The following is a 19,416-nucleotide window of genomic DNA, read 5'->3' as shown; positions in this document are numbered from 1 at the left end:
GTTGACCCGCGACAAAGGAGATATCCCTTGTTCTCAACTATGCGCCGCAGTGCTCTCGCCTGCGCAACCATCCTGGCGGTGACAATCGGGGTTTCCACCGCGTTTGCCCAAGAGGTGGTCGTCGAGCATGCAAAGGGCACGACAACTCTTCCGGCGATCCCGGAAAAGGTCCTGGTCTTTAATCTGAGCGCATTGGATGTGCTGGACGCGATCGGTGTCGAGGTGACGGGCGTTCCCGGCGGGCCCAAGCCGGAGCATCTGGCTAAATACGCGTCCGGTAGCTATCTGAATGTAGGCTCTCTGTTTGAGCCGGATTACGAAGCCGTTGTTGCCGCGGAGCCCGACCTCGTCATCGTCGGCGGGCGTTCTTCAAGGAATTATGACGATCTGTCGAAGATCGCGCCGACGATCGATCTCTCCGCCGGTTGGGATAATCATATCGAGGATGCCAAGCGGAACGCCCTGACGCTTGGGAAGGTTTTCGGCAAGGAAGCTGAGGTGCGGGCGCTGGTGGACAAACTTGAAAGCTCCACGGCTGAATTGCAGGCGCTTGCCGGCAAGGCGGGAACCGCGCTTGCGATGATCACGACCGGGGGCAAGATGAGCGCGCACGGACCGGGCTCGCGCTTTTCGGTTCTGTACGATGTCTATGGCTTCAAGCCGGCAGTTGAGGATCTGGGAACGGGACTGCATGGTCAGCCGATTTCGTTCGAATTCCTTCTGGAAACAGATCCCGACTGGCTGTTCGTCGTGGACCGGGACGCGGCTATTGGCCGTGAGGCGCAGTCCGCAGCGGCGATGCTGGATAACGAGATCATCCACAAGACGAAGGCCTGGAAGGCGGGACACATTGTCTATGTGAACGCGGGGAACTGGTATCTTGCCGGCACTGGTCTTCAGGCCCTTCAGATGAATGTCGATGAGATTGCAGGCGCCTTGAAAGCCAAATAGTCTCTCCGAGAAATTGGTTAAATCGGGTACATAGGCCGTCCTAGGACGGCCTATCTGCGTCCATGGCCCCTCTGTCTGACCGAAGAGTGCCTTGAAGTATTTTGTTTTAGCCTGCCTCTGCGTGGTTGCCCTGGGTGTCCTCAGTCTTTTCGTCGGTGTCAGCGATGTGACGCCGATGACGCTTCTGGACCCCGCGACATCTGCGCATGCCTTCGAGATGCTGATGGTCAGCCGGGTGCCACGAACCCTGGCACTGGTTCTTGCCGGTGCTGCCCTCGCCGTTGCCGGGTTGATCATGCAGATGCTGGTGCGCAACCGCTTTGTCGAGCCGTCGACAGCGGGCACCGTTGAATCTGCAAGCCTCGGTCTTCTCGTGGTGATGCTGCTGGCGCCCGGATTGCCGGTGATCCTGAAGATGCTGGTGGCTGCTGCCTTTGCTCTGGCTGGCACGGCGGTCTTCCTCGGCATCCTTCGGCGGGTGCCGCTGAGAAGCGAGTTCATCGTACCGCTGATCGGGCTCATGCTGGGCGGCGTCATCGAGGCCGGAACGAACTTCGTTGCCTTCCGCCACGATCTGCTTCAGTCGCTCAACGCCTACATGATCGGCGATTTTTCGGCGATTTTGCGGGGGCGGTACGAGTTGCTCTGGATCTCGTTCGGCCTGACATGCGTTGCCTATGTCGCGGCGGACAGATTTACCGTCGCCGGTCTCGGACAGGATTTCACAACCAATCTGGGCCTCGATTACCGCAAGGTCATGGCTTTCGGGATGGTGATCGTGTCCCTGGTGACGGCAACGGTCGTGGTGACTTGCGGGGTCATTCCGTTTCTCGGTCTCGTCGTGCCGAACATCATCCGGCTTGTCATTGGTGACAATCTGCGACGCACGCTGCCCTGGGTCGCCCTCCTTGGAGCCGCGCTCGTTATTTCCTGCGATATCCTCGCCCGGCTCGTCATCGCGCCGTACGAAATTCCGATCGGCACGATTATGGGTGTGATCGGCAGCGGCCTCTTCCTCTACTTCCTGCTGCGGAGGCGCGGATATGGGGAATGACACCAAGCGGATATGGACTCCGGCGCTCGCGCTGACGCTTCTGGCAGGGCTTGCGTGCCTGTCTGTAGCGCTTTTCATGACGGTCGGCGTGAAAGGCAACTGGGGCTTTATCCTGCCGTTCCGCGGTTTGAAAATCGCGACCATGGCATTGGTCGGCTACGCCATCGCGGTCTCCACCGTGCTGTTCCACACGATCACCGGAAACCGCATCCTGACGCCGTCGATCATGGGTTTCGATGCGCTTTTCATCCTGATTCAGACGAGCATCGCCTTCTTCTTCGGGGCGACGTTCCTGACGGGGTTGCCGCCGAGCGGCCTGTTCCTGGTTCAGACCGCCGCGATGACGGTCTTTGCCGGACTTCTGTTCAGTTGGTTGTTCCGGGGCGGGGTGCGCGAGCTGCACCTGATGCTGCTGAGCGGGATCATCTTCGGCCTCCTGTTCAGGAGCCTGTCATCCTTCCTGCGCCGGGTTATCGATCCGGACGAGTTTCTCATCCTGCAGGACACCCTGTTTGCGAGTTTCAACCGGGCGAATCCCGAGCTTTTGTCGGTTGCCGCAACCCTGGTGCTGCTGGTTTCTCTGGCTGCCTGGCGGATGCGGAATGTTTTCGATGTCATGGCGCTCGGGCGCGAGACGGCGATCAATCTCGGTGTGAACCATCGGCGCATGGTGACGCTGACGCTCGCCATGGTCACCATTCTGGTTTCGGTCTCGACCGCGCTTGTCGGTCCGGTGACCTTCTTCGGGTTGCTCGTCGCGAACCTCGCCTACATGCTGGTTCCGAGTCACCGTCATATCCTGATCCTGCCGGGAGCGGCGTTCCTGGCGATTACCTGCCTTGTCGGCGGGCAGTTGTTTCTGGAGCGCGTCCTTGCCTATGACAGCGCCCTGTCGATCGTGATCGAATTTGCCGGCGGGATCGTGTTCATCATGATGATCGTAATGCGGGGGGCACGATGATCGAAGTCAGCAACGTCACGAAATCCTACGGCGGCTCGGACGTTGTTCGCGGCGTGACGTCCAGTCTTCCGGCCAGCGGGGTGACCTCGATTATCGGGCCGAACGGCGCCGGAAAGTCGACCTTCCTGTCCATGATCAGCCGCCTGCTGCCGATGTCCTCCGGTCAGGTCACGGTCGATGGCATGGATATCCTGACGGCGGATGGCGATGCGATGGCGAAAAAGCTCTCCATCCTGCGCCAGGACAATCACCTCACAGCCCGGCTGACCGTGCGCGATCTCGTTGCTTTCGGGCGTTATCCCCATTCGAAGGGGCGTCCGACCTCCGATGATCTCGCGCATGTCGAGCGGTCGATTTCCTATCTCGGTCTGGCTGACCTCACGCACCGGTTTCTCGATGAACTCTCCGGCGGGCAGCGTCAGCGGGCCTTCATCGCCATGGTACTGTGTCAGGACACCAAATATGTGTTGCTTGACGAGCCCCTCAACAATCTCGACATGAAGCATGCCGTCGCGATGATGCAGCTTTTCCGCCGGGCCGCTGATGAGCTTTCCAAGAGCGTCGTGCTGGTGCTGCATGACATCAATTTCGCGTCCTGTTATTCCGATCTCATCATTGCCATGCGGGACGGTCAGCTGATCCGGCAGGGCACACCCGCCGAGATTGTGACCGGGGCCAATATCCACGAGATTTTCGATCTTGAAGCGCGTGTCGAGACAGTCGATGGGCGCTCCATCGTTCACTTTTACCTTTGAGAGCTGATCCCGTAAGGCGGTCTAATTACAGATAAAGTTAATGGCGTTTGATCAATCGCCCACAAATTCGGGCGTTCAGTTCCGCGTACTGTATGAAATTTTAGATAATCCTATTACACTATCCGTTGAAACAGCCTCCGGTCGCCGGAGGCGCACCATTTGAAATGAGTGATGCATGTCCGCCGGCCGTTCGCTTTCGACGCGGCGGGGAGGACGTTCGACGGAGGGTGATCGGGAAAAAGGGCGCCTTGGGCGGTCACGACCGCCTGTAAGGCGCGATGTTCCGAAATCGTCGAACGCTGCCGTCCACGCAACCAAAAAACCAGGCCAACCGCCGGTTCTGGCTGCTGTGGATTTGGGTACGAACAATTGCCGGCTGCTGATCGCCGTCCCGCACGGATCAGGTTTTCGCGTTATTGATGCTTTTTCCCGTATCGTCCGGCTGGGGCAGGGGCTCCAGAGCCGACAGGAGCTGTCTGCCGACGCCATGGACAGGACGCTTCAGGCACTGAAAATCTGTGCCCGGAAGATGGCCAAGAGGAATGTCACGCTTTCCCGCATCGTGGCGACGGAAGCCTGTCGCAAAGCCCGCAATTGCGACCTCTTTCTGGAACGGGTTGCTTCCGAGACGGATCTGGAGATCGAGATCATCTCGACGGACGAGGAGGCCTCGCTGGCGCTGGCCGGCTGCCTGCCTTTGCTCAACCCGGAGATCCCGAACGCGCTGGTCTTCGATATCGGTGGCGGCAGCACCGAATTGGTCTGGCACCGGGCGCCAAATAACGAAACGAGGGGCAATGGATGCGACGCGCTCGACGCGATTTCCCTGCCGTTCGGCGTGGTAACCCTGTCGGAGCGTTATGGCGGGGATCGGTTTGACCGGGCCACCTATCGCAAGATGGTCGAGGAATCCCGCACGGCGCTTGACGAATTCGAATCCCGCTTCGGCATTGGTGCCGCGATCCGCGACGGTCAGGTGCAAATGGTTGGAACCTCGGGGACGGTGACGACGCTTGCCGGTCTGCATATGAATCTCCGTCGTTATGAGCGGAATCGGGTGGACGGTACCTATCTGGATTTCTCCGAAATGGAGGAGATTGCAGAACACCTGGCATCAGTCGGGTACACGGAGCGGGCGGCAATGCCGTGTATCGGCTCGGACCGGGCAGATCTTGTCGTGGCCGGGTGCGCCATTCTGCAGGGGATTTGCGAACGTTGGCCCGTGGGTCGGCTCCGGGTCGCGGACAGGGGACTGCGCGAAGGCATTCTCGTTGATCTTTTGCAGCGTGTTTTGCCTGCGGAATAGGCACGATGGGTTGACGGGACAGCCGCTTCCGGCGCACTAAAGCGGCCATGACAACCAATCGCGGCGGACGGCGCGGCGGGCGAGGCTCTGGGTCCCGGATGACCAGCGTCGAGCTCAAGAATGCGCGCCGGCATAAACCTTCATCGCAACGCTGGCTACGCCGGCAGCTTAACGACCCTTATGTGGTCGAGGCGCAGAAGCTCGGCTATCGCTCCCGAGCGGCTTTCAAGCTGCAACAGCTCGATGAGAAGTTTCACTTCCTGAAATCCGGCCAGAAGATCGTCGATCTTGGCGCGGCGCCGGGTGGCTGGACCCAGATCGCGGTGGATATCGTCGGGGCCGGCAAGGGCAAAGGCACCGTAATCGGCATTGATCTGCTGGAAATGGAGCCAGTGCCGGGCGCTGACCTGTTTCAGGGCGACTTCATGACCGATGAGGGGCTTGCGGCCCTGCGGGAACGGATGCCCGAGCAGGTCGATGTCGTGCTGAGCGACATGGCCGCCGCTACCACCGGCCATGCGCCGACGGACCATTTGCGGACCGCTGCACTCTGCGAGGCGGCCTTCGAATTCGCGCTTGAGGTGCTTGCCGAAGGTGGCAGTTTCGTCGCGAAAGTCTTCAAAGGCGGCAGTGAGCAAGAGATGCTGCGGCGGATGAAGCTTGCCTTCCGGGTCGTCAGGCATGCAAAGCCGGCGGCCAGCCGGCCGGAGTCACCGGAAGCTTATGTGGTTTGCACAGGCTTCAGGGGCATCGCCGAGGAAAGAGCGGACGGTGCCGATGCAGATGAACGTGATGAAGATGGACCTGAAGCTTAGTCTTGAGGAAGGCCTGACCGACGGCCTTGAGGAGATCGACCAGCGACTGGTTGCCTTTAACCGGGAACGGTCCGACTGGAGCAGCCGGTATTTTACGGTGGAGCTTCGAGATGCGGCCGGGGCGATCAAGGGCGGTGCTGGCGCGCGCAATAATCTCGGCGTTATTGAAGTCTCCGTTCTATGGCTCGATGAGGATTTGCGCGGCACGGGTTGGGGCCGGAGCATCATCGATGCCGTTGCCGAGGAAGGACGCAAACTCGGGGCCTCCAAGATTCTGCTCGATACCTATGATTTTCAGGCCCGACCTTTCTATGAGTCGCTGGGCTTTCGTGTTTTCGGGGTTTTGGACTATCCGACGGGCAACAGCCGCTATTATCTCAGCCTCGACCTCTAGGGCTGAACCTTGCCTGGCACTCCAGCAGCCCCACTTTAAAAATCCGACAGACGTCTCCTTTACGGAAATCATCCCATGAGCAATCCGAAGATCCTTGTTTTCGCGGGCAGTGCGCGCGCGGAGTCTTTGAACAAGAAACTGGCGGCGGCTGGCGCTGCTGCCGTTCGCGAGGCTGGCGGCGAGGCGACACTGATCGACCTCAACGATTATCCGGCGCCGATCTATCATGGTGACGACGAAGACGCGCATGGCGTGCCAGAAAATATCCTCGCCCTGAAGAAGCTGATCGCCGGGCATGACGGGCTGATGATCGCGACACCGGAATATAACGGTTTCGTGCCGCCTCTTCTGGTCAACACCTTCAGCTGGGTATCCCGGCCGTCAAAAGACGGCGGGCCGGAAGATGTGCTGAAGTCGAAGCATGTCGCCCTGATGGCCGCCTCTCCGGGCCGACTCGGTGGCGTGCGCGTTATCCCGAGGTTGCGGGATTGCCTGTGTGAACTCGGCTGTATCCCGGTGCAGGGCTTCGTTACGGTGCCGTCCGCCGGGAGTGCTTTTGCGGATGACGGTAGTCTCGCGAACGAGGCCGGTCAGAAAGGCCTGGATGCACTTGCGGCACGTCTGATCACGGCCACAAGCTAGTCTCCGTTCAACGTCTCGCATGGCTGCTTTGCTAAAACGTAACGGGAGCGCAGGCACTTCGTGCTTGGCAGGTGGCAGGGCTGGTGTTATAGCGCCGTGCCACCGCAGCAAACGGAGGCACCATGGATATTCGCGAAGCTCTGACCTTCGACGACGTCCTTCTTGAACCGGCTCTTTCGACGGTTCTCCCGACACAAGTCGATACGTCCACACAACTGACCCGGTCGATCAGACTCGGGATTCCGGTTATCTCCGCAGCCATGGATACGGTGACCGAAAGCGGTCTCGCGATTGGCATGGCACAGCTCGGAGGCCTCGGCGTCATCCACAAAAACATGGATGCGACAGCCCAGGCCGGCGAAGTGCGGATGGTGAAGAAATTCGAAGCCGGCATGGTGGTGAACCCGGTGACCATTGCGCCGGAGCAGAGCCTTGCCGACGCCATGGACCTGATGGTGCGCTACAAGATCAGCGGCATTCCGGTCGTGAAGGCGAAGACCGGGAAGCTGGTCGGCATCCTCACCCACCGTGACGTGCGCTTCGCGACCGACATGAGCCACCCGGTGAAGGACCTGATGACCAAGCGGGTCATCACGGTGCGAGAGGATGTCACGCCGGAAGAGGCGCGGACGCTGCTGCACAAGCACCGGATCGAAAAGCTGCTGGTGGTCGACGGCGATCACAAATGTATCGGCCTGATCACCGTCAAGGACATGGACAAGGCGCTCACCCACCCGAATGCCTGCAAGGACGAGCAGGGACGTCTCCGGGTTGCTGCCGCGACGGGAACGGGCAAGGACGGCATCGCCCGCGCCGAAGAACTGATCGATGCGGAGGTTGACATAGTTGTGGTCGATACCGCGCACGGTCATTCCCAGGGTGTGCTCGGTTCTGTCGAAGAGATCCGCAATCTCAGCAACAAGGTCCAGATCATTGCCGGCAACGTCGCCACGCGGGACGGTGCTCAGGCACTGATCGATGCGGGCGCCGATGCGGTCAAGGTCGGTATCGGTCCGGGTTCGATCTGCACCACGCGCATGGTTGCCGGTGTCGGTGTGCCGCAGCTCACCGCCATTACCGGGGCGCTTGAAGCCTGCCGCAAGGCCGGAGTGCCGGTGATTTCCGACGGTGGAATCAAATATTCCGGCGATCTCGCGAAAGCCATTGCGGCCGGCGCCGACTGCGCCATGATCGGCTCACTCTTCGCCGGGACCGACGAAAGCCCGGGAGAAGTCTTCCTTTACCAGGGCCGGTCCTATAAGTCCTATCGCGGCATGGGCTCGCTCGGTGCCATGGCACGCGGTTCCGCCGATCGTTATTTCCAGCAAGAAGTATCGGACAATCTGAAACTGGTTCCGGAAGGGATCGAGGGTCAGGTGCCTTACAAGGGACCGGTCTCCGCTGTCGTGCATCAGCTTATCGGTGGGTTGCGGGCCGCAATGGGCTATACTGGCAATGCGACGCTGGCCGAAATGCAGAGGAACTGCAAGTTCCTGAAAATCAGCTCCGCCGGCCTTCGGGAAAGCCACGTCCATGACGTGACCATTACCCGCGAGGCCCCCAATTACCGTCCGAGCATGTAAAGCAGGTCCGGTATAACGTCCGGGGCAATACCCGGCATAACGAAAGCAACTTAGATGACCCCAGCGGCCCGTCTCCTTGCCGCAATCGAGATCATGGAAGAAGCCGACGCCGATCCGCGTCCGGTCGATCGTGTTCTTGAAGGCTATTTCCGGCAACGGCGTTATGCGGGGTCGAAGGACCGGCATGCGGTCCGCAACCGGGTGTATGGATTGCTCCGGCGCCGGTCGCGGGTCGACTGGCACCTTGGCCGGACCGGAGTTTCCGAACACCCGACAGCGCGCATGCGGGTTCTTGCGGATCTGGTTCTTGTCGACGAGTTGACGAAAACGGCGATCACGGAACTCTTTTCCGGTGAGAACCATGCGCCCTATGTCATGGACGAGCTGGAGCTGCGGCTGCTGTCCAAGCTGAAGGGGCAGATCCTCAACAGTGCCCCTGACATGCCGGCAGCCGTGCGTCTGGAGACGCCAGACTGGGTCTACAAGAGGCTTGAGCCGGTGCTGGGTGACGAGCGGGAAGCCGCGCTTGCCGCCATGGGCACCGAGGCGCCATTCGATCTCCGGATCAATCCGCTGCACAAGGCAGATCGGGAATCCGTGCGTGAGGCCCTGTACAGACAGGATATCGAGTGCACGCCGACGCCGTTCTCGCCTTTCGGTCTCCGGTCCGCTGACCGCAAACCGATTGACGGGCTGAAGCTGTTCAAGGACGGCCTTATTGAAGTCCAGGACGAGGGGGCACAGATCGCCGCTTTGCTGCTTGGCGCCAAGCCGGGCATGCAGGTTGCGGATTACTGTGCCGGTGCTGGCGGCAAGAGTCTCGTGATCGGCGGTCTGATGGAGAACAAGGGCCGCGTACTGGCACTCGATACGTCGGAGGGACGGCTGGAGCGCTGTGGCGTCCGTACCCGACGTGCGGGACTGCACAATATCGAAAGGCACGTACTGGCCGAAGGCAGCGACCGCAGGGTGAAGCGGCTCGCTGGTAAGTTCGACCGGGTCATGGTGGATGCTCCCTGTTCCGGAACCGGCACCTGGCGCCGGAACCCGGATGCCCGCTGGCGCTATAACGAGACGGATCTGGCCGAGTTGAATGATCTGCAGGCCGTGATCCTGCAACGTGCGGCCCGGCTGGTGAAGCCCGGCGGGCGGCTTGCCTATGTGACCTGCTCGCTGCTGCCTGAAGAGAACGAAGCCATTGTCGGTGCTTTCCTTGAAGCCCGGGAAGGCGAATTCCAGGCACTGGATGTTGCAACGGTCTGGGCCGAGACGATTGTTCCGCTTGGTGGCGGGGAGTGTCCGGAGCAAGGAGAAGCGCTCAGGCTCTATCCGCACAAGCACGGAACGGACGGTTTCTTTGTGCAGATCCTGGAGCGTCGTGCGGCAGAAGAGGTGGCCGAATAAGGTCTGGGCACGTTTGTCGCGCCGTTTCGGCGTTTAAACGGCGCTGTCTCTCCACTATCATGGTCAGGATGCGTTCCGATGAGAGGAAAGCAATGCCCGATCCGAGAGATATCAAGATACGTCCTGCGCAACCCGGGGACGCGAACGCGGTAGCAAGAGTGCAGGTCGATACCTGGCAGGATGCCTATGTCGGCATTCTCCCCGACCGTGTTTTGCTGGAATTGCGCGCGGTACGGTCGGCGGGCCAATGGTCAAACGCGATCGCCAAGAACCGGAATGCCGATCTGTTCCAGGTGGCCGACTGGAACGGCACGGTGGTGGGCTTTTGCCAGGGCGGCGTGCGCCGGCAGGATATCGCCGCGACCGGTAGCGAAGCGGGCGAGATTGCCGAAATCTACGTCCTCTATGTGGACCCAAGCTTTCAGGGACTCGGTGTCGGAACGGCATTGATGGGGCGTGTTGTGCATGGATTGTCCAATGCCAGCTTTGGCGCTCTTGTCTTGACTGTACTGAGCGAAAATCGCGGCGGGATCGCGTTTTATGAACAGCTTGGTGGCGTTGCCGATCTTCCTGTCGAGTGCAGCGTGATGGGTGCGAAGACGGAAGAGACGGTCTATCGCTGGCCTGATATCCGTGCCCTTCAGGAACGTCTTGCGAGCGCTGAAGGTTAGTGGCACCCGTGCGTTGGGGCTCCCCATGGGAAAGTTGAAGGCCGCTTACATTGTCGATGATTGTGAGCAGGAATGGCTTGTCAGCGATCTCATTGAGAAGAGCCGACAGTCGGATGACTATGAGATCGGTCTGCTGATCGTTCAAAGAACGTTTCGGACGGATGAGGTCTCTAAAGCCCGGAAAATATTGAACTTCATCAAAAGAAGAGGCGTAAAAAGCCTTGCCGAAAAAGCTTCGGCTGCTTTGCTCCAACGAGCTGAATGGTGGCTCGCGAGCCTTGCCTCGACTGTGCTCGGCAACACGCGCGTTTCGTCGATTTTATCCGGATTTTTCAACCGAAAATCCTTGGGTGAAATCGGTCTGGAGAGGCTTTACGTCACGCCGGAGGTTTCAGGCAACGGGCTGGTTTATCGCTATCCGGAGAGTGACGTTGCGGCGATACGGACACGCAATATCGATGTTCTGATCCGGGGCGGGAGCGGCATATTGAGGGGGGATATCCTCACCGTCTGTCCCTTCGGCATTCTCTCGTTTCACCATGGGGATAACGATGAGTACCGGGGCAGCCCGGCCGGGTTCTGGGAGGTGTTTCACCGAGCGCCATCCACTGGATTTGTTATCCAGAAACTCTCCGCCGAGCTCGACGGTGGAGATGTCCTCTTTAAAGGGCATATCGGGACCGCGCCGTTCTATGCCTTCAATCAGGCAAAGCTCTACAGGAAAGCCAACATCTTCCTGCACCGGCTGCTGGAAGAAATTGGCCGGTCGGGGTGCTTGCCGAAAGCCTATCCGAAAGTGCCTTATGCCTACCCGCTCTACGGCACCCCCTCGATCGTCCAACAAGTGGCGTATCTGGCGAGAACAGCCTTTCATCTGTCCGGCAAAATCCTCCGCAGGATAAGGCGGCGGTCTCTACGATGGAGTATCGCCTATCAGTTCGCCGGGAACTGGAGAGAGGCGGTCCTTCGGCGAGCAGCCGTGATCAAAAATCCTCCGGGCCGGTTTCTGGCAGATCCTTTCGTGATTTTCCGGGACGGTGCTCATTATTGCTTCGTCGAGGATTACGATTACGCGCACGGGAGAGGGAAGATCTCGGTGCTGCGTCTCCGCGATGACGGGTATGACGATCTGGGCTCGGCGCTGGAGGAAGGCTTCCACCTGTCATACCCCTATCTGTTCGAGGCAGATGGCGAGCTTTACATGTGCCCGGAAACACACGAGGCCGGAGATATACGGCTCTATAAATGTGTGGGTTTTCCCAATAGCTGGCAGCTTCACAAAGTGATCATGCGGGATGTGAACGCGGCCGATACCAGTATTTTCAGCCATGACGGCAAATGGTGGATGCTGACGAATATCGATAGCGCAGGGATCGGGGATCACGATTCCGAACTGCATCTTTTCCATGCCGATACATTCGATTCCGAGAGCTGGACGCCGCATCCCCGAAACCCGGTGATCTTCGACAGCCGCAAGGCTCGGAACGGCGGTTTGTTTATCGAGGACGGAGATATTTTCAGGGTTTTTCAGGTGCAGGGATTCGACAGCTACGGCGCTGCCATGGGGATTGCCCGGATCGACGAGCTGGATGAGCAGACCTTCAGTGAGAGCGAGATCTGCACCATCCCGCCTCGCTTTTTCGACGGAGCGACAGGAGCCCACTCTTTCTCCGTTGCAGGCAAGCTGATCGCGTTTGACTTTGCGCGCTTTGAGAAGACGGGCCGGTAAGGACTCGACTCAGCCGCTTTCGATGTCCGGGTTCAGTTTACGAGCCTGAGGCAGCGTCTCTTAAGGCAAACCGGCATTGCGCCAAGCGGCCTTGCCGCAATGCAGCAGTTCGGGTAGTTTCCTGCGCTTCATTCCCGCCCAGCCAAATGGTGCCCGATGACCGATCGTATCCTCATTCTCGATTTCGGCAGTCAGGTCACACAGCTGATCGCGCGCCGTGTCCGCGAAGCTGGTGTCTATTGCGAAATCATGCCCTTTAACACACCGGTCGAGAAGATCGAGGCGTTCGGGGCCAAGGCCTACATTCTCTCGGGCGGACCAGCCTCCGTGGTCGCCGAGGAAACGCCAAGAGCACCGCAGCTCGTTTTCGACTCCGGCCTCCCGGTTCTGGGCATCTGCTACGGTCAGCAGACCATGTGCCACCAGCTCGGCGGACGGGTCGAGACTTCGGACCATCGTGAGTTCGGGCGTGCTTTCGTTGACGTGAAGGACAATTGCATCCTGTTTGACGGGGTGTGGGAGATCGGCGCCAGCGAGCAGGTCTGGATGAGCCATGGCGATCGGGTGATCGAGCTTCCGGAAGGCTTCCGGGTCGTCGCTTCCAGCGAGGGCGCACCGTTTGCCGTCGTTGCCGATGACGAGCGCCGCTATTACGCCACCATGTTCCATCCGGAAGTGGTGCATACGCCGCACGGCGCCGCGCTGCTCTCCAATTTCGTGCATAAGGTCGCGGGCTGCGCCGGCGACTGGACCATGGCCTCTTTCAAGGATCAGGCGATCCAGCAGATCCGCGATCAGGTCGGCGACGGCAAGGTCATCTGCGGTCTGTCCGGCGGGGTCGACAGCTCCGTCGCCGCCGTGCTGATCCATGAAGCGATCGGTGACCAGCTGACTTGCGTCTTCGTCGATCACGGCATGCTGCGCCAGGGCGAGGCGGAAGAGGTCGTGCGGCTGTTCGGCGACAATTACAACATCCCGCTGATCCACAAGGATGCGAGCGATCTGTTCCTCGGCGCGCTGGAAGGCGAAACCGACCCCGAGAAGAAGCGCAAAACCATCGGCTCGCTTTTCATCGATGTGTTCCAGGAAGAGGCGAACAAGATCGAGGGCGCCGCGTTCCTGGCCCAGGGCACGCTTTATCCGGACGTGATCGAGAGCGTCTCTTTCATCGGCGGCCCGAGCGTTACCATCAAGAGCCATCACAATGTCGGCGGTCTGCCGGAGCGGATGAACCTGAAGCTGGTCGAGCCGCTGCGCGAGCTGTTCAAGGACGAGGTCCGCGATCTCGGCCGCGAACTGGGCTTGCCGGACAGCCTGGTCGGCCGCCACCCGTTCCCCGGCCCGGGCCTCGCCATCCGCATTCCAGGCAGTGACATCACCCGCGAGAAGCTCGATATCCTGCGCAAGGCCGATGCGGTCTATCTGGAAGAGATCCGCAATGCCGGTCTCTACGATGCCATCTGGCAGGCTTTTGCCGTGCTGCTCCCGGTCCGCACCGTTGGCGTCATGGGCGACGGCCGGACCTACGACTTCGCCTGCGCCCTGCGCGCCGTCACCTCGACCGACGGCATGACGGCGGACTATTACCATTTCGACCACGACTTCCTCAGCCGGGTCTCCACCCGCATCATCAACGAGTGCAAGGGCATCAACCGGGTGACCTACGACATCACCTCGAAGCCTCCAGGGACGATTGAGTGGGAGTGATATTCCAGCTAACGGCTTGATTATATTGGTATTTGTCAGGCGTGGCTGCGCCTGACTGGAGTTCCAATAACTGAATGAGGCTTCACCGGGCTCCATGAGCAGGCTACCCAAATAGCTTGCCTCTGTGATCGCCGCGCAGTTTCCTTATTATTTGTATGTCGCTTAAGGCGTGAGGCAGATTTTGTCAGTGAAGAAGAATTGCTTCGACGAAATCAGACTTACCTTAGCCATTATCGTTTTTTTCAGTCACGCGCAGGAAATATCCGGCGCGTTTATGTGGCCTGATATTTTCGATTCTAATTTTGCAATAAAAGGATTCTTCGCAATAAGCGGGTATCTGGTCACGAAAAGCTATTTCTCCAGCGTGTCCGTTTATGACTTTTTTGAAAAAAGAGTAAGGCGAATTTATCCGGCATATAGTGCTGTGATTGGATATGGATTCCTGATCGGTCTTGCCATTACGTCCCTGAGTTTTGGGGAGTTTTTTACGTTATCGCCTACATACAAGTACCTGTTTTTCAATTTGATCTTCCTGAATTTTTTGCAGCCAACCATTCCTGGGGTTTTCGAGGGCTGGACTACAAGTGCGGTCAATGGGGCTCTCTGGACGATCAAGATAGAGATCATGCTCTACCTGCTGATTCCCCTGATCGTCTTTCTCTATCGAAAGATCGGAATATTCGCGGGGTTCTGCCTGATGTTCGCAGGCGGGGTGTTGTGGTTTACCTATTTCACTTATGGCTTTGATCATCCGATGGGGGTGGTTCTGGCCCGGCAATTTCCCGGGCAGCTTCCGTACTTCGTGTTGGGGAGTTTTCTTGCCGCGAAGGAGTCCCGGCCCGGGATTCGGTATGCGCTGTTTCTGGTGAGCGCGGTTTATCTGTTGCTCGATGTACCGCCGGGGATTTCCGATTATGCGAACATGGTTATGTATCCACTGTTCGTCATAGGCCTGTCGCAAATCGGCTGGCTGAGTGTCGGGGTCGGCAGGATCGGGGATTTATCCTACGGGGTGTACCTGTTCCATTTTCCGACATTGCAGCTTCTGAAGTATTTCGGACTGTTTGAGCTGTATCCGTACGGCTCCCTGATCGCAGCCGCTTTCATTACGCTTGGTCTGGCATATATGTCCTGGGTCTTCGTCGAGAGAAGATTCCTGAAGCGCTCCTCACACTATGTGCATGAAAGCCATTCTCGGACATGAGGATCCGCGCCGGATTATGCGGTTTTGTTATCCGCCGGGCGCATGGCGCGCACGACGGCGGAAGCGTGCCGGCGTCTCGCCGGTCCGTGCCGTGAAGAAGCGGGAAAAGTAGGACGGTGAAGAGAAGTCCAGTGCATAGGCAATTTCGGCGATCTGGTGATCGCTGAAGACCAGCTGGCGCTTGGCTTCCAGCAGCATCCTGTCCTGAATGATTCCGCCCGCGGTGCATCCGGTCACGGCCTTCACGGTGCGGGAAAGATGGGTCGGAGTGACGGCCATCATGGCGGCGAATGTTGCGACCGACCTGACGGCTTGTATGTGCTGGTCCAGCAGTTCCTGAAATCGTTGGACCAGAATCTGTCGCCGGTCGGTTCTGGCCGGGACAGCCTCAGGTTCGTCGGAAAGACCCCGGTAGACGCTGAGCAAAAGGAGCTGGAACAGGGCTTCGAGGGCCAGGCTGCGGTCCGGGCCGTAGCGCCGATGCTCTTCTTCAATTCTGCGGACCAGAAGCTGGACTTCAGTCAGGAGCTTCACGTGTTCCGGTCCCTCTAGCACCTGCGGCTTCTGGATCCGGTCCCGGAGCCAGGCTCTTCCCTCTGTTAGCCGTGTGACATCTGCACTCGGAATTGTAATCACCCATCCAAGCATCTCCGGTTCATAGTCGAAGCCGTGACGGCACAGGGCCGGCGCCCACACCAGCGCAGGGCTCTGGAAAGAATAGTGACGATCATCGATCTGACCTGTGATGTTCCCGCGACCGAACAGAAAGAGCTGCGACAACCCGTCGTGATAGTGCGGGGCGACCTTCCAATTATGGATGTGCCGGCGCTCGGCGATCCGCTCGCAATTGAGGAGGCCGACATGGGCGGACGGGGCACCCAGAACATATTGATGCCGGTCGAGACGCGCGTCGGTCATGGCGAAGCCCGCGATGTTGAAATAGTGAAATTTATTATCACGACAGTGGCTTGATCGCACCGGGGTTGGCGTCGAATCATGCGGTTCTCTATTGCGGCGGCCGATTGGCCGAAATTGAATAATGAAAAAAGTGGCGGGAGGATGATGTGACACGCATTGCCATTGCTGGAGCCGGGATCGGCGGTCTTACAGCGGCGCTTTGTTTGCACGAGCGGGGTTTTTCCGTCCAGGTCTACGAGGCGGTCGACGACATAAGCCCCTTGGGTGTCGGTATCAATGTCATGCCGCACGCCTCGGCAATCCTGCGGGAGTTGGGATTGGCGGATGTGCTGGACGCTACCGCCATTCAAACCCGCTGCATCGAATATCGAACCAGATATGGCCATTTGATCCAGTCCGATCCACGCAACATGGCGGCAGGTTTCGAGGCGCCGCAATATTCTGTCCATCGGGGTGAGCTGCAGTTCCTGTTGCTGGACGCGGTGAAAGAGCGTCTGGGCAAGAATGCTGTGGTTACCGGAAAGAAGGTGACGCGGTTTGCACAGGACGAGTCACGGGTAACCGTGCATTTCGCTGATGGTGACAATGCCGAATGCGACCTGCTGATCGGGACCGATGGTCTGCATTCGGCGATCCGGGCACAGATACATCCGGATGAAGGGCCGCTGCATTATGAGGGAACGATGATGTGGCGCGGGGCGGTAGCCACGGACATGATCGGCGATGGCCGGACCATGATGATCGCCGGAGATCATAACGTGAAGTTCGTCACCTACCCAATCAGCGAGCAGGCCCGGCGGCAGGGTAAGGCCCTCACCAATTGGGTGGCAGAGCTGCGCCGCGATCAACCCCGCCATGTTCAGGATGCGGACTGGACGCGACAGGGAACACGGGAATTCATCGAGGCGTTCAGGGAGTTTGCACTGGAGGACATGAATGTCGTGGCGCTCATGGACGCAACCGAGCAGGTAACCGAGTTTCCGATGGTCGACCGCGATCCGGTCGATTTCTGGACTGCTGGGCGGGTTACCTTGCTGGGTGACGCTGCACATCCGATGTACCCGATCGGCGCCAACGGCGCCTCGCAGGCGATTATCGACGCGCGTACTCTCTCGGATGTTTTGGTTCAGCAGCCGGGCCCGGAGGGTCTGCTCGGCTATGAAGAACTCCGTTGTCCTGTAACCTCGAAACTGGTTCTGACCAACCGCCGCTCGGGGCCGGAGAGGGTGCTGGATATCGCCGCCGCACGGGTGACCGGCCCCAACGACAGGATCGAGGATCTGATCTCGGCGGAAGAGCTTGAGGAAGTTGCCGCGGGCTACCGAGAGGTTGCAGGCTTTCGCAAGAAGGCATCCGGATCCGGGAGGGAAGGACAATGACCCGATATTTTGCGGAAGAGGCCTCCGCCGACGCGGTGAACGACCGCATGGGGGAGGATATCAGTCCCAGGCTCGCCGAGGTCATGGGCTGTCTGGTGAAGCATCTGCACGCTTTCGCAAAGGAAGTGGATCTGACGCAGGAAGAATGGGAGTTCGGCGTCGACTTCCTGACGCGGACGGGGCAGCTCTGTTCCGCAGAACGGCAGGAGTTCATCCTGCTGTCCGACACACTCGGTTTCTCGATGCTGGTCGACGCGATCAACAACCGCCGTCCGGCCGGGGCGACGGAGAGTACGGTCTTCGGTCCGTTCCATGTGGATGGTGCGCCGGAGCGGCAGATGGGGGAAAGCATCTGTTTCGACGGCAAAGGGGAGCAATGCCTGTTCGAGGGGCGGGTCCTTGATCTTGAGGGGCGGCCGGTTGAAGGCGCGAAACTCGATGTCTGGTCGGACAACGCGGACGGCTTCTACGATGTGCAACAGCCGGACCAGCAACCGAAATGGAACAACAGGGGTGTTTTCATTACCGGTGAGGACGGTGCCTACAGCTTCGTCGGTATAAAGCCTGTCTCCTATCCAATCCCGGATGACGGTCCCGTCGGGAAAATGCTCGATGCTTTGGGGCGACATCCCTACCGGCCCGCGCATATGCATTTTCTGGTGACGGCGCCCGGTTATCAGAAGCTGGTGACGCATACTTTCGTTGAGGGAGATCCGTATCTGTCGTCCGATGCGGTTTTCGGTGTGAAGCAGAGCCTTTTGGCATCATTTGAACGGACAGCTGACGAAGTCCCGTGGCGCTCGCGCTTTGATTTCGTACTGAACCCGTCAGGCGAGTGAATTCGAACGCCATGCCGGAACTCGCGCTATGCTGCCGCAGTAAAGTTCGTACTTGATCGGGCCGGGGGCATTTTCGTGACGGGCGGTATACTCACTCTGACCATGAATCCCGCAGTCGACGTGTCGGCTGTGACAGACCATGTGGTCCCAACCAATAAACTCCGATGCCGGGATGCGAGCCGCGATTCCGGGGGCGGCGGCATCAATGTCGCCCGTGTGATTGAGCGTTTCGGCGTTGCCTGCCGCGCGATCTATCCGGCAGGGGGCGCACTCGGGCAGCAGCTCCGCGATATACTGCAAGTGCAGGGTGTCGACAGTTTGGCTATCGACGTTGCCGCCGAAACGCGGGAGAGCTTTTCCGTAACGGAGGCGAGCAGTGGTGCGCAATACCGCTTCGTTCTCCCCGGCGACGCCTTGGTGCAGGAGGATTGGCAGGCCTGCATCAACGCCGTCGCCGCCCACGCCAAGTCGCAGCACTATGTCGTTGCGAGTGGCAGCCTGCCGCCGGGGGCGCCGGACGATCTTTATGCACGGCTCGCCGAAAAGCTTGCCGACCGGGGTGTCCGGCTCGTTGTCGACAGCTCGGGGCCAGCCCTGGGCGCCGCACTACGCCATGGCATTCATATGGCCAAGCCCAACCTGCAGGAATTGCGCGATCTGACCGGTGCGCCGCTTGAGTGTCGCGCGGACTGGGAAGAGGCTGCCACCGGACTGGTCCGGGATGGCCGGGCGGAAATCCTCTTGCTGACCCTCGGAGAGGAGGGTGCGTTCCTGGTAACCCGCGATCTTCGGGTGCGCGCGGATGCGGTGCCGGTCAAAGCCGTCAGTGCCGTGGGCGCGGGGGACAGCTTCCTTGCCGCGATGGTCTGGCGACTGGCGTTGGGCGACGTGCCCGAGGCGGCGTTCAAATATGCCGTCGCGGCCGGCTCGGCCGCGCTTCTGACACCCGGAACCGATCTCTGCCACAAGGAGGATGTGGAACGGCTGCTGGATCAGGTCCGGACGGAACGGATTGGTGTGGTATCGACCGATAGCAGCGAAGGATAGCCGGCTTTCTCTTTCCGCGCTGGTCGGTGGGTGGTTTCACCTCTACAAGACTTGCGC

19 protein-coding genes are annotated in these 19,416 nt (G+C 59.5%); 18 read left to right on the top strand and 1 reads right to left on the bottom strand.

The features are described 5' to 3' along the window. Positions 1 to 27 precede the first annotated feature (27 nt). The 14 genes from IG629_RS08155 (at position 28) to IG629_RS08090 (ending at position 15,176) form a co-directional block, all read left to right on the top strand. The gene (locus IG629_RS08155) at positions 28 to 951 is read left to right on the top strand and encodes a siderophore ABC transporter substrate-binding protein (RefSeq protein WP_226886538.1); all 924 of its coding nucleotides are present in this window, start codon (positions 28 to 30) and stop codon (positions 949 to 951) included. 91 nt (positions 952 to 1,042) lie between these two features. Further along, complete coding sequence (locus tag IG629_RS08150; RefSeq protein WP_193171457.1) at positions 1,043 to 2,005, top strand: ABC transporter permease; 963 nt, start codon at positions 1,043 to 1,045, stop codon at positions 2,003 to 2,005. Next, a complete protein-coding gene (locus IG629_RS08145) occupies positions 1,995 to 2,966 on the top strand; it encodes an iron chelate uptake ABC transporter family permease subunit (protein WP_193171456.1) in 972 nt (323 codons plus the stop codon). The genes IG629_RS08150 and IG629_RS08145 overlap by 11 nt, the downstream gene beginning before the upstream one ends. Further along, on the top strand, positions 2,963 to 3,721 hold the full coding sequence (locus IG629_RS08140; protein ID WP_193171455.1) for an iron ABC transporter ATP-binding protein: 759 nt from the start codon (positions 2,963 to 2,965) through the stop codon (positions 3,719 to 3,721). Before IG629_RS08145 ends, IG629_RS08140 begins: the two co-directional genes overlap by 4 nt. A gap of 349 nt (positions 3,722 to 4,070) precedes the next feature. Beyond that, entirely contained in the window at positions 4,071 to 5,027 is a 957-nt protein-coding gene (locus tag IG629_RS08135) for a Ppx/GppA phosphatase family protein (RefSeq protein WP_319025042.1), read from the top strand. A gap of 47 nt (positions 5,028 to 5,074) precedes the next feature. Next, positions 5,075 to 5,842, top strand: coding sequence for an RlmE family RNA methyltransferase (locus IG629_RS08130; protein ID WP_193171453.1), 768 nt, complete (start codon positions 5,075 to 5,077; stop codon positions 5,840 to 5,842). Beyond that, a complete protein-coding gene (locus IG629_RS08125) occupies positions 5,805 to 6,236 on the top strand; it encodes a GNAT family N-acetyltransferase (protein ID WP_193171452.1) in 432 nt (143 codons plus the stop codon). The genes IG629_RS08130 and IG629_RS08125 overlap by 38 nt, the downstream gene beginning before the upstream one ends. Before the next feature lie 75 nt (positions 6,237 to 6,311). Further along, a complete protein-coding gene (locus IG629_RS08120; protein WP_193171451.1) occupies positions 6,312 to 6,878 on the top strand; it encodes an NADPH-dependent FMN reductase in 567 nt (188 codons plus the stop codon). A gap of 122 nt (positions 6,879 to 7,000) precedes the next feature. After that, positions 7,001 to 8,461 (top strand): IMP dehydrogenase, encoded by a 1,461-nt coding sequence (gene guaB, locus IG629_RS08115; RefSeq protein WP_193171450.1) that lies wholly within the window; start codon positions 7,001 to 7,003, stop codon positions 8,459 to 8,461. Positions 8,462 to 8,515: 54 nt separating this feature from the next. Then, positions 8,516 to 9,865 (top strand): RsmB/NOP family class I SAM-dependent RNA methyltransferase, encoded by a 1,350-nt coding sequence (locus IG629_RS08110; protein WP_193171449.1) that lies wholly within the window; start codon positions 8,516 to 8,518, stop codon positions 9,863 to 9,865. A gap of 92 nt (positions 9,866 to 9,957) precedes the next feature. Beyond that, entirely contained in the window at positions 9,958 to 10,536 is a 579-nt protein-coding gene (locus IG629_RS08105; RefSeq protein WP_193171448.1) for a GNAT family N-acetyltransferase, read from the top strand. A 346-nt stretch (positions 10,537 to 10,882) separates the two neighbouring features. Further along, positions 10,883 to 12,265 (top strand): glucosamine inositolphosphorylceramide transferase family protein, encoded by a 1,383-nt coding sequence (locus IG629_RS08100; RefSeq protein WP_193171447.1) that lies wholly within the window; start codon positions 10,883 to 10,885, stop codon positions 12,263 to 12,265. 156 nt (positions 12,266 to 12,421) lie between these two features. Beyond that, positions 12,422 to 13,972 (top strand): glutamine-hydrolyzing GMP synthase, encoded by a 1,551-nt coding sequence (gene guaA, locus IG629_RS08095; protein WP_193171446.1) that lies wholly within the window; start codon positions 12,422 to 12,424, stop codon positions 13,970 to 13,972. A 187-nt stretch (positions 13,973 to 14,159) separates the two neighbouring features. Beyond that, positions 14,160 to 15,176, top strand: coding sequence for an acyltransferase family protein (locus IG629_RS08090; RefSeq protein ID WP_319025045.1), 1,017 nt, complete (start codon positions 14,160 to 14,162; stop codon positions 15,174 to 15,176). Positions 15,177 to 15,203: 27 nt separating this feature from the next. Here IG629_RS08090 and IG629_RS08085 read toward each other — a convergent pair whose 3' ends face one another. Beyond that, positions 15,204 to 15,710 (bottom strand): helix-turn-helix domain-containing protein, encoded by a 507-nt coding sequence (locus IG629_RS08085; RefSeq protein WP_193171444.1) that lies wholly within the window; start codon positions 15,708 to 15,710, stop codon positions 15,204 to 15,206. A 186-nt stretch (positions 15,711 to 15,896) separates the two neighbouring features. Between IG629_RS08085 and IG629_RS08080 the strand changes: the two genes are divergently transcribed. From IG629_RS08080 to IG629_RS08065, 4 genes are all read left to right on the top strand, one after another. Further along, positions 15,897 to 16,148: a hypothetical protein gene (locus tag IG629_RS08080; RefSeq protein ID WP_193171443.1), complete on the top strand. Its 252-nt coding sequence runs from the start codon at positions 15,897 to 15,899 to the stop codon at positions 16,146 to 16,148. 92 nt (positions 16,149 to 16,240) lie between these two features. Then, complete coding sequence (locus IG629_RS08075; protein ID WP_193171442.1) at positions 16,241 to 17,473, top strand: flavin-dependent oxidoreductase; 1,233 nt, start codon at positions 16,241 to 16,243, stop codon at positions 17,471 to 17,473. Continuing rightward, complete coding sequence (locus tag IG629_RS08070) at positions 17,470 to 18,312, top strand: intradiol ring-cleavage dioxygenase (RefSeq protein WP_193171441.1); 843 nt, start codon at positions 17,470 to 17,472, stop codon at positions 18,310 to 18,312. Before IG629_RS08075 ends, IG629_RS08070 begins: the two co-directional genes overlap by 4 nt. A 75-nt stretch (positions 18,313 to 18,387) precedes the next feature. Beyond that, the gene (locus IG629_RS08065; RefSeq protein ID WP_319025041.1) at positions 18,388 to 19,359 is read left to right on the top strand and encodes a 1-phosphofructokinase family hexose kinase; all 972 of its coding nucleotides are present in this window, start codon (positions 18,388 to 18,390) and stop codon (positions 19,357 to 19,359) included. Positions 19,360 to 19,416: the final 57 nt, after the last annotated feature.

This window comes from Nisaea nitritireducens, assembly GCF_014904795.1.
GTDB classification, from domain to species: domain Bacteria; phylum Pseudomonadota; class Alphaproteobacteria; order Thalassobaculales; family Thalassobaculaceae; genus Nisaea; species Nisaea nitritireducens.
The sequence above is the reverse complement of the archived record's forward strand: the minus strand, read 5'-3'. Positions and strand labels throughout refer to the sequence as shown.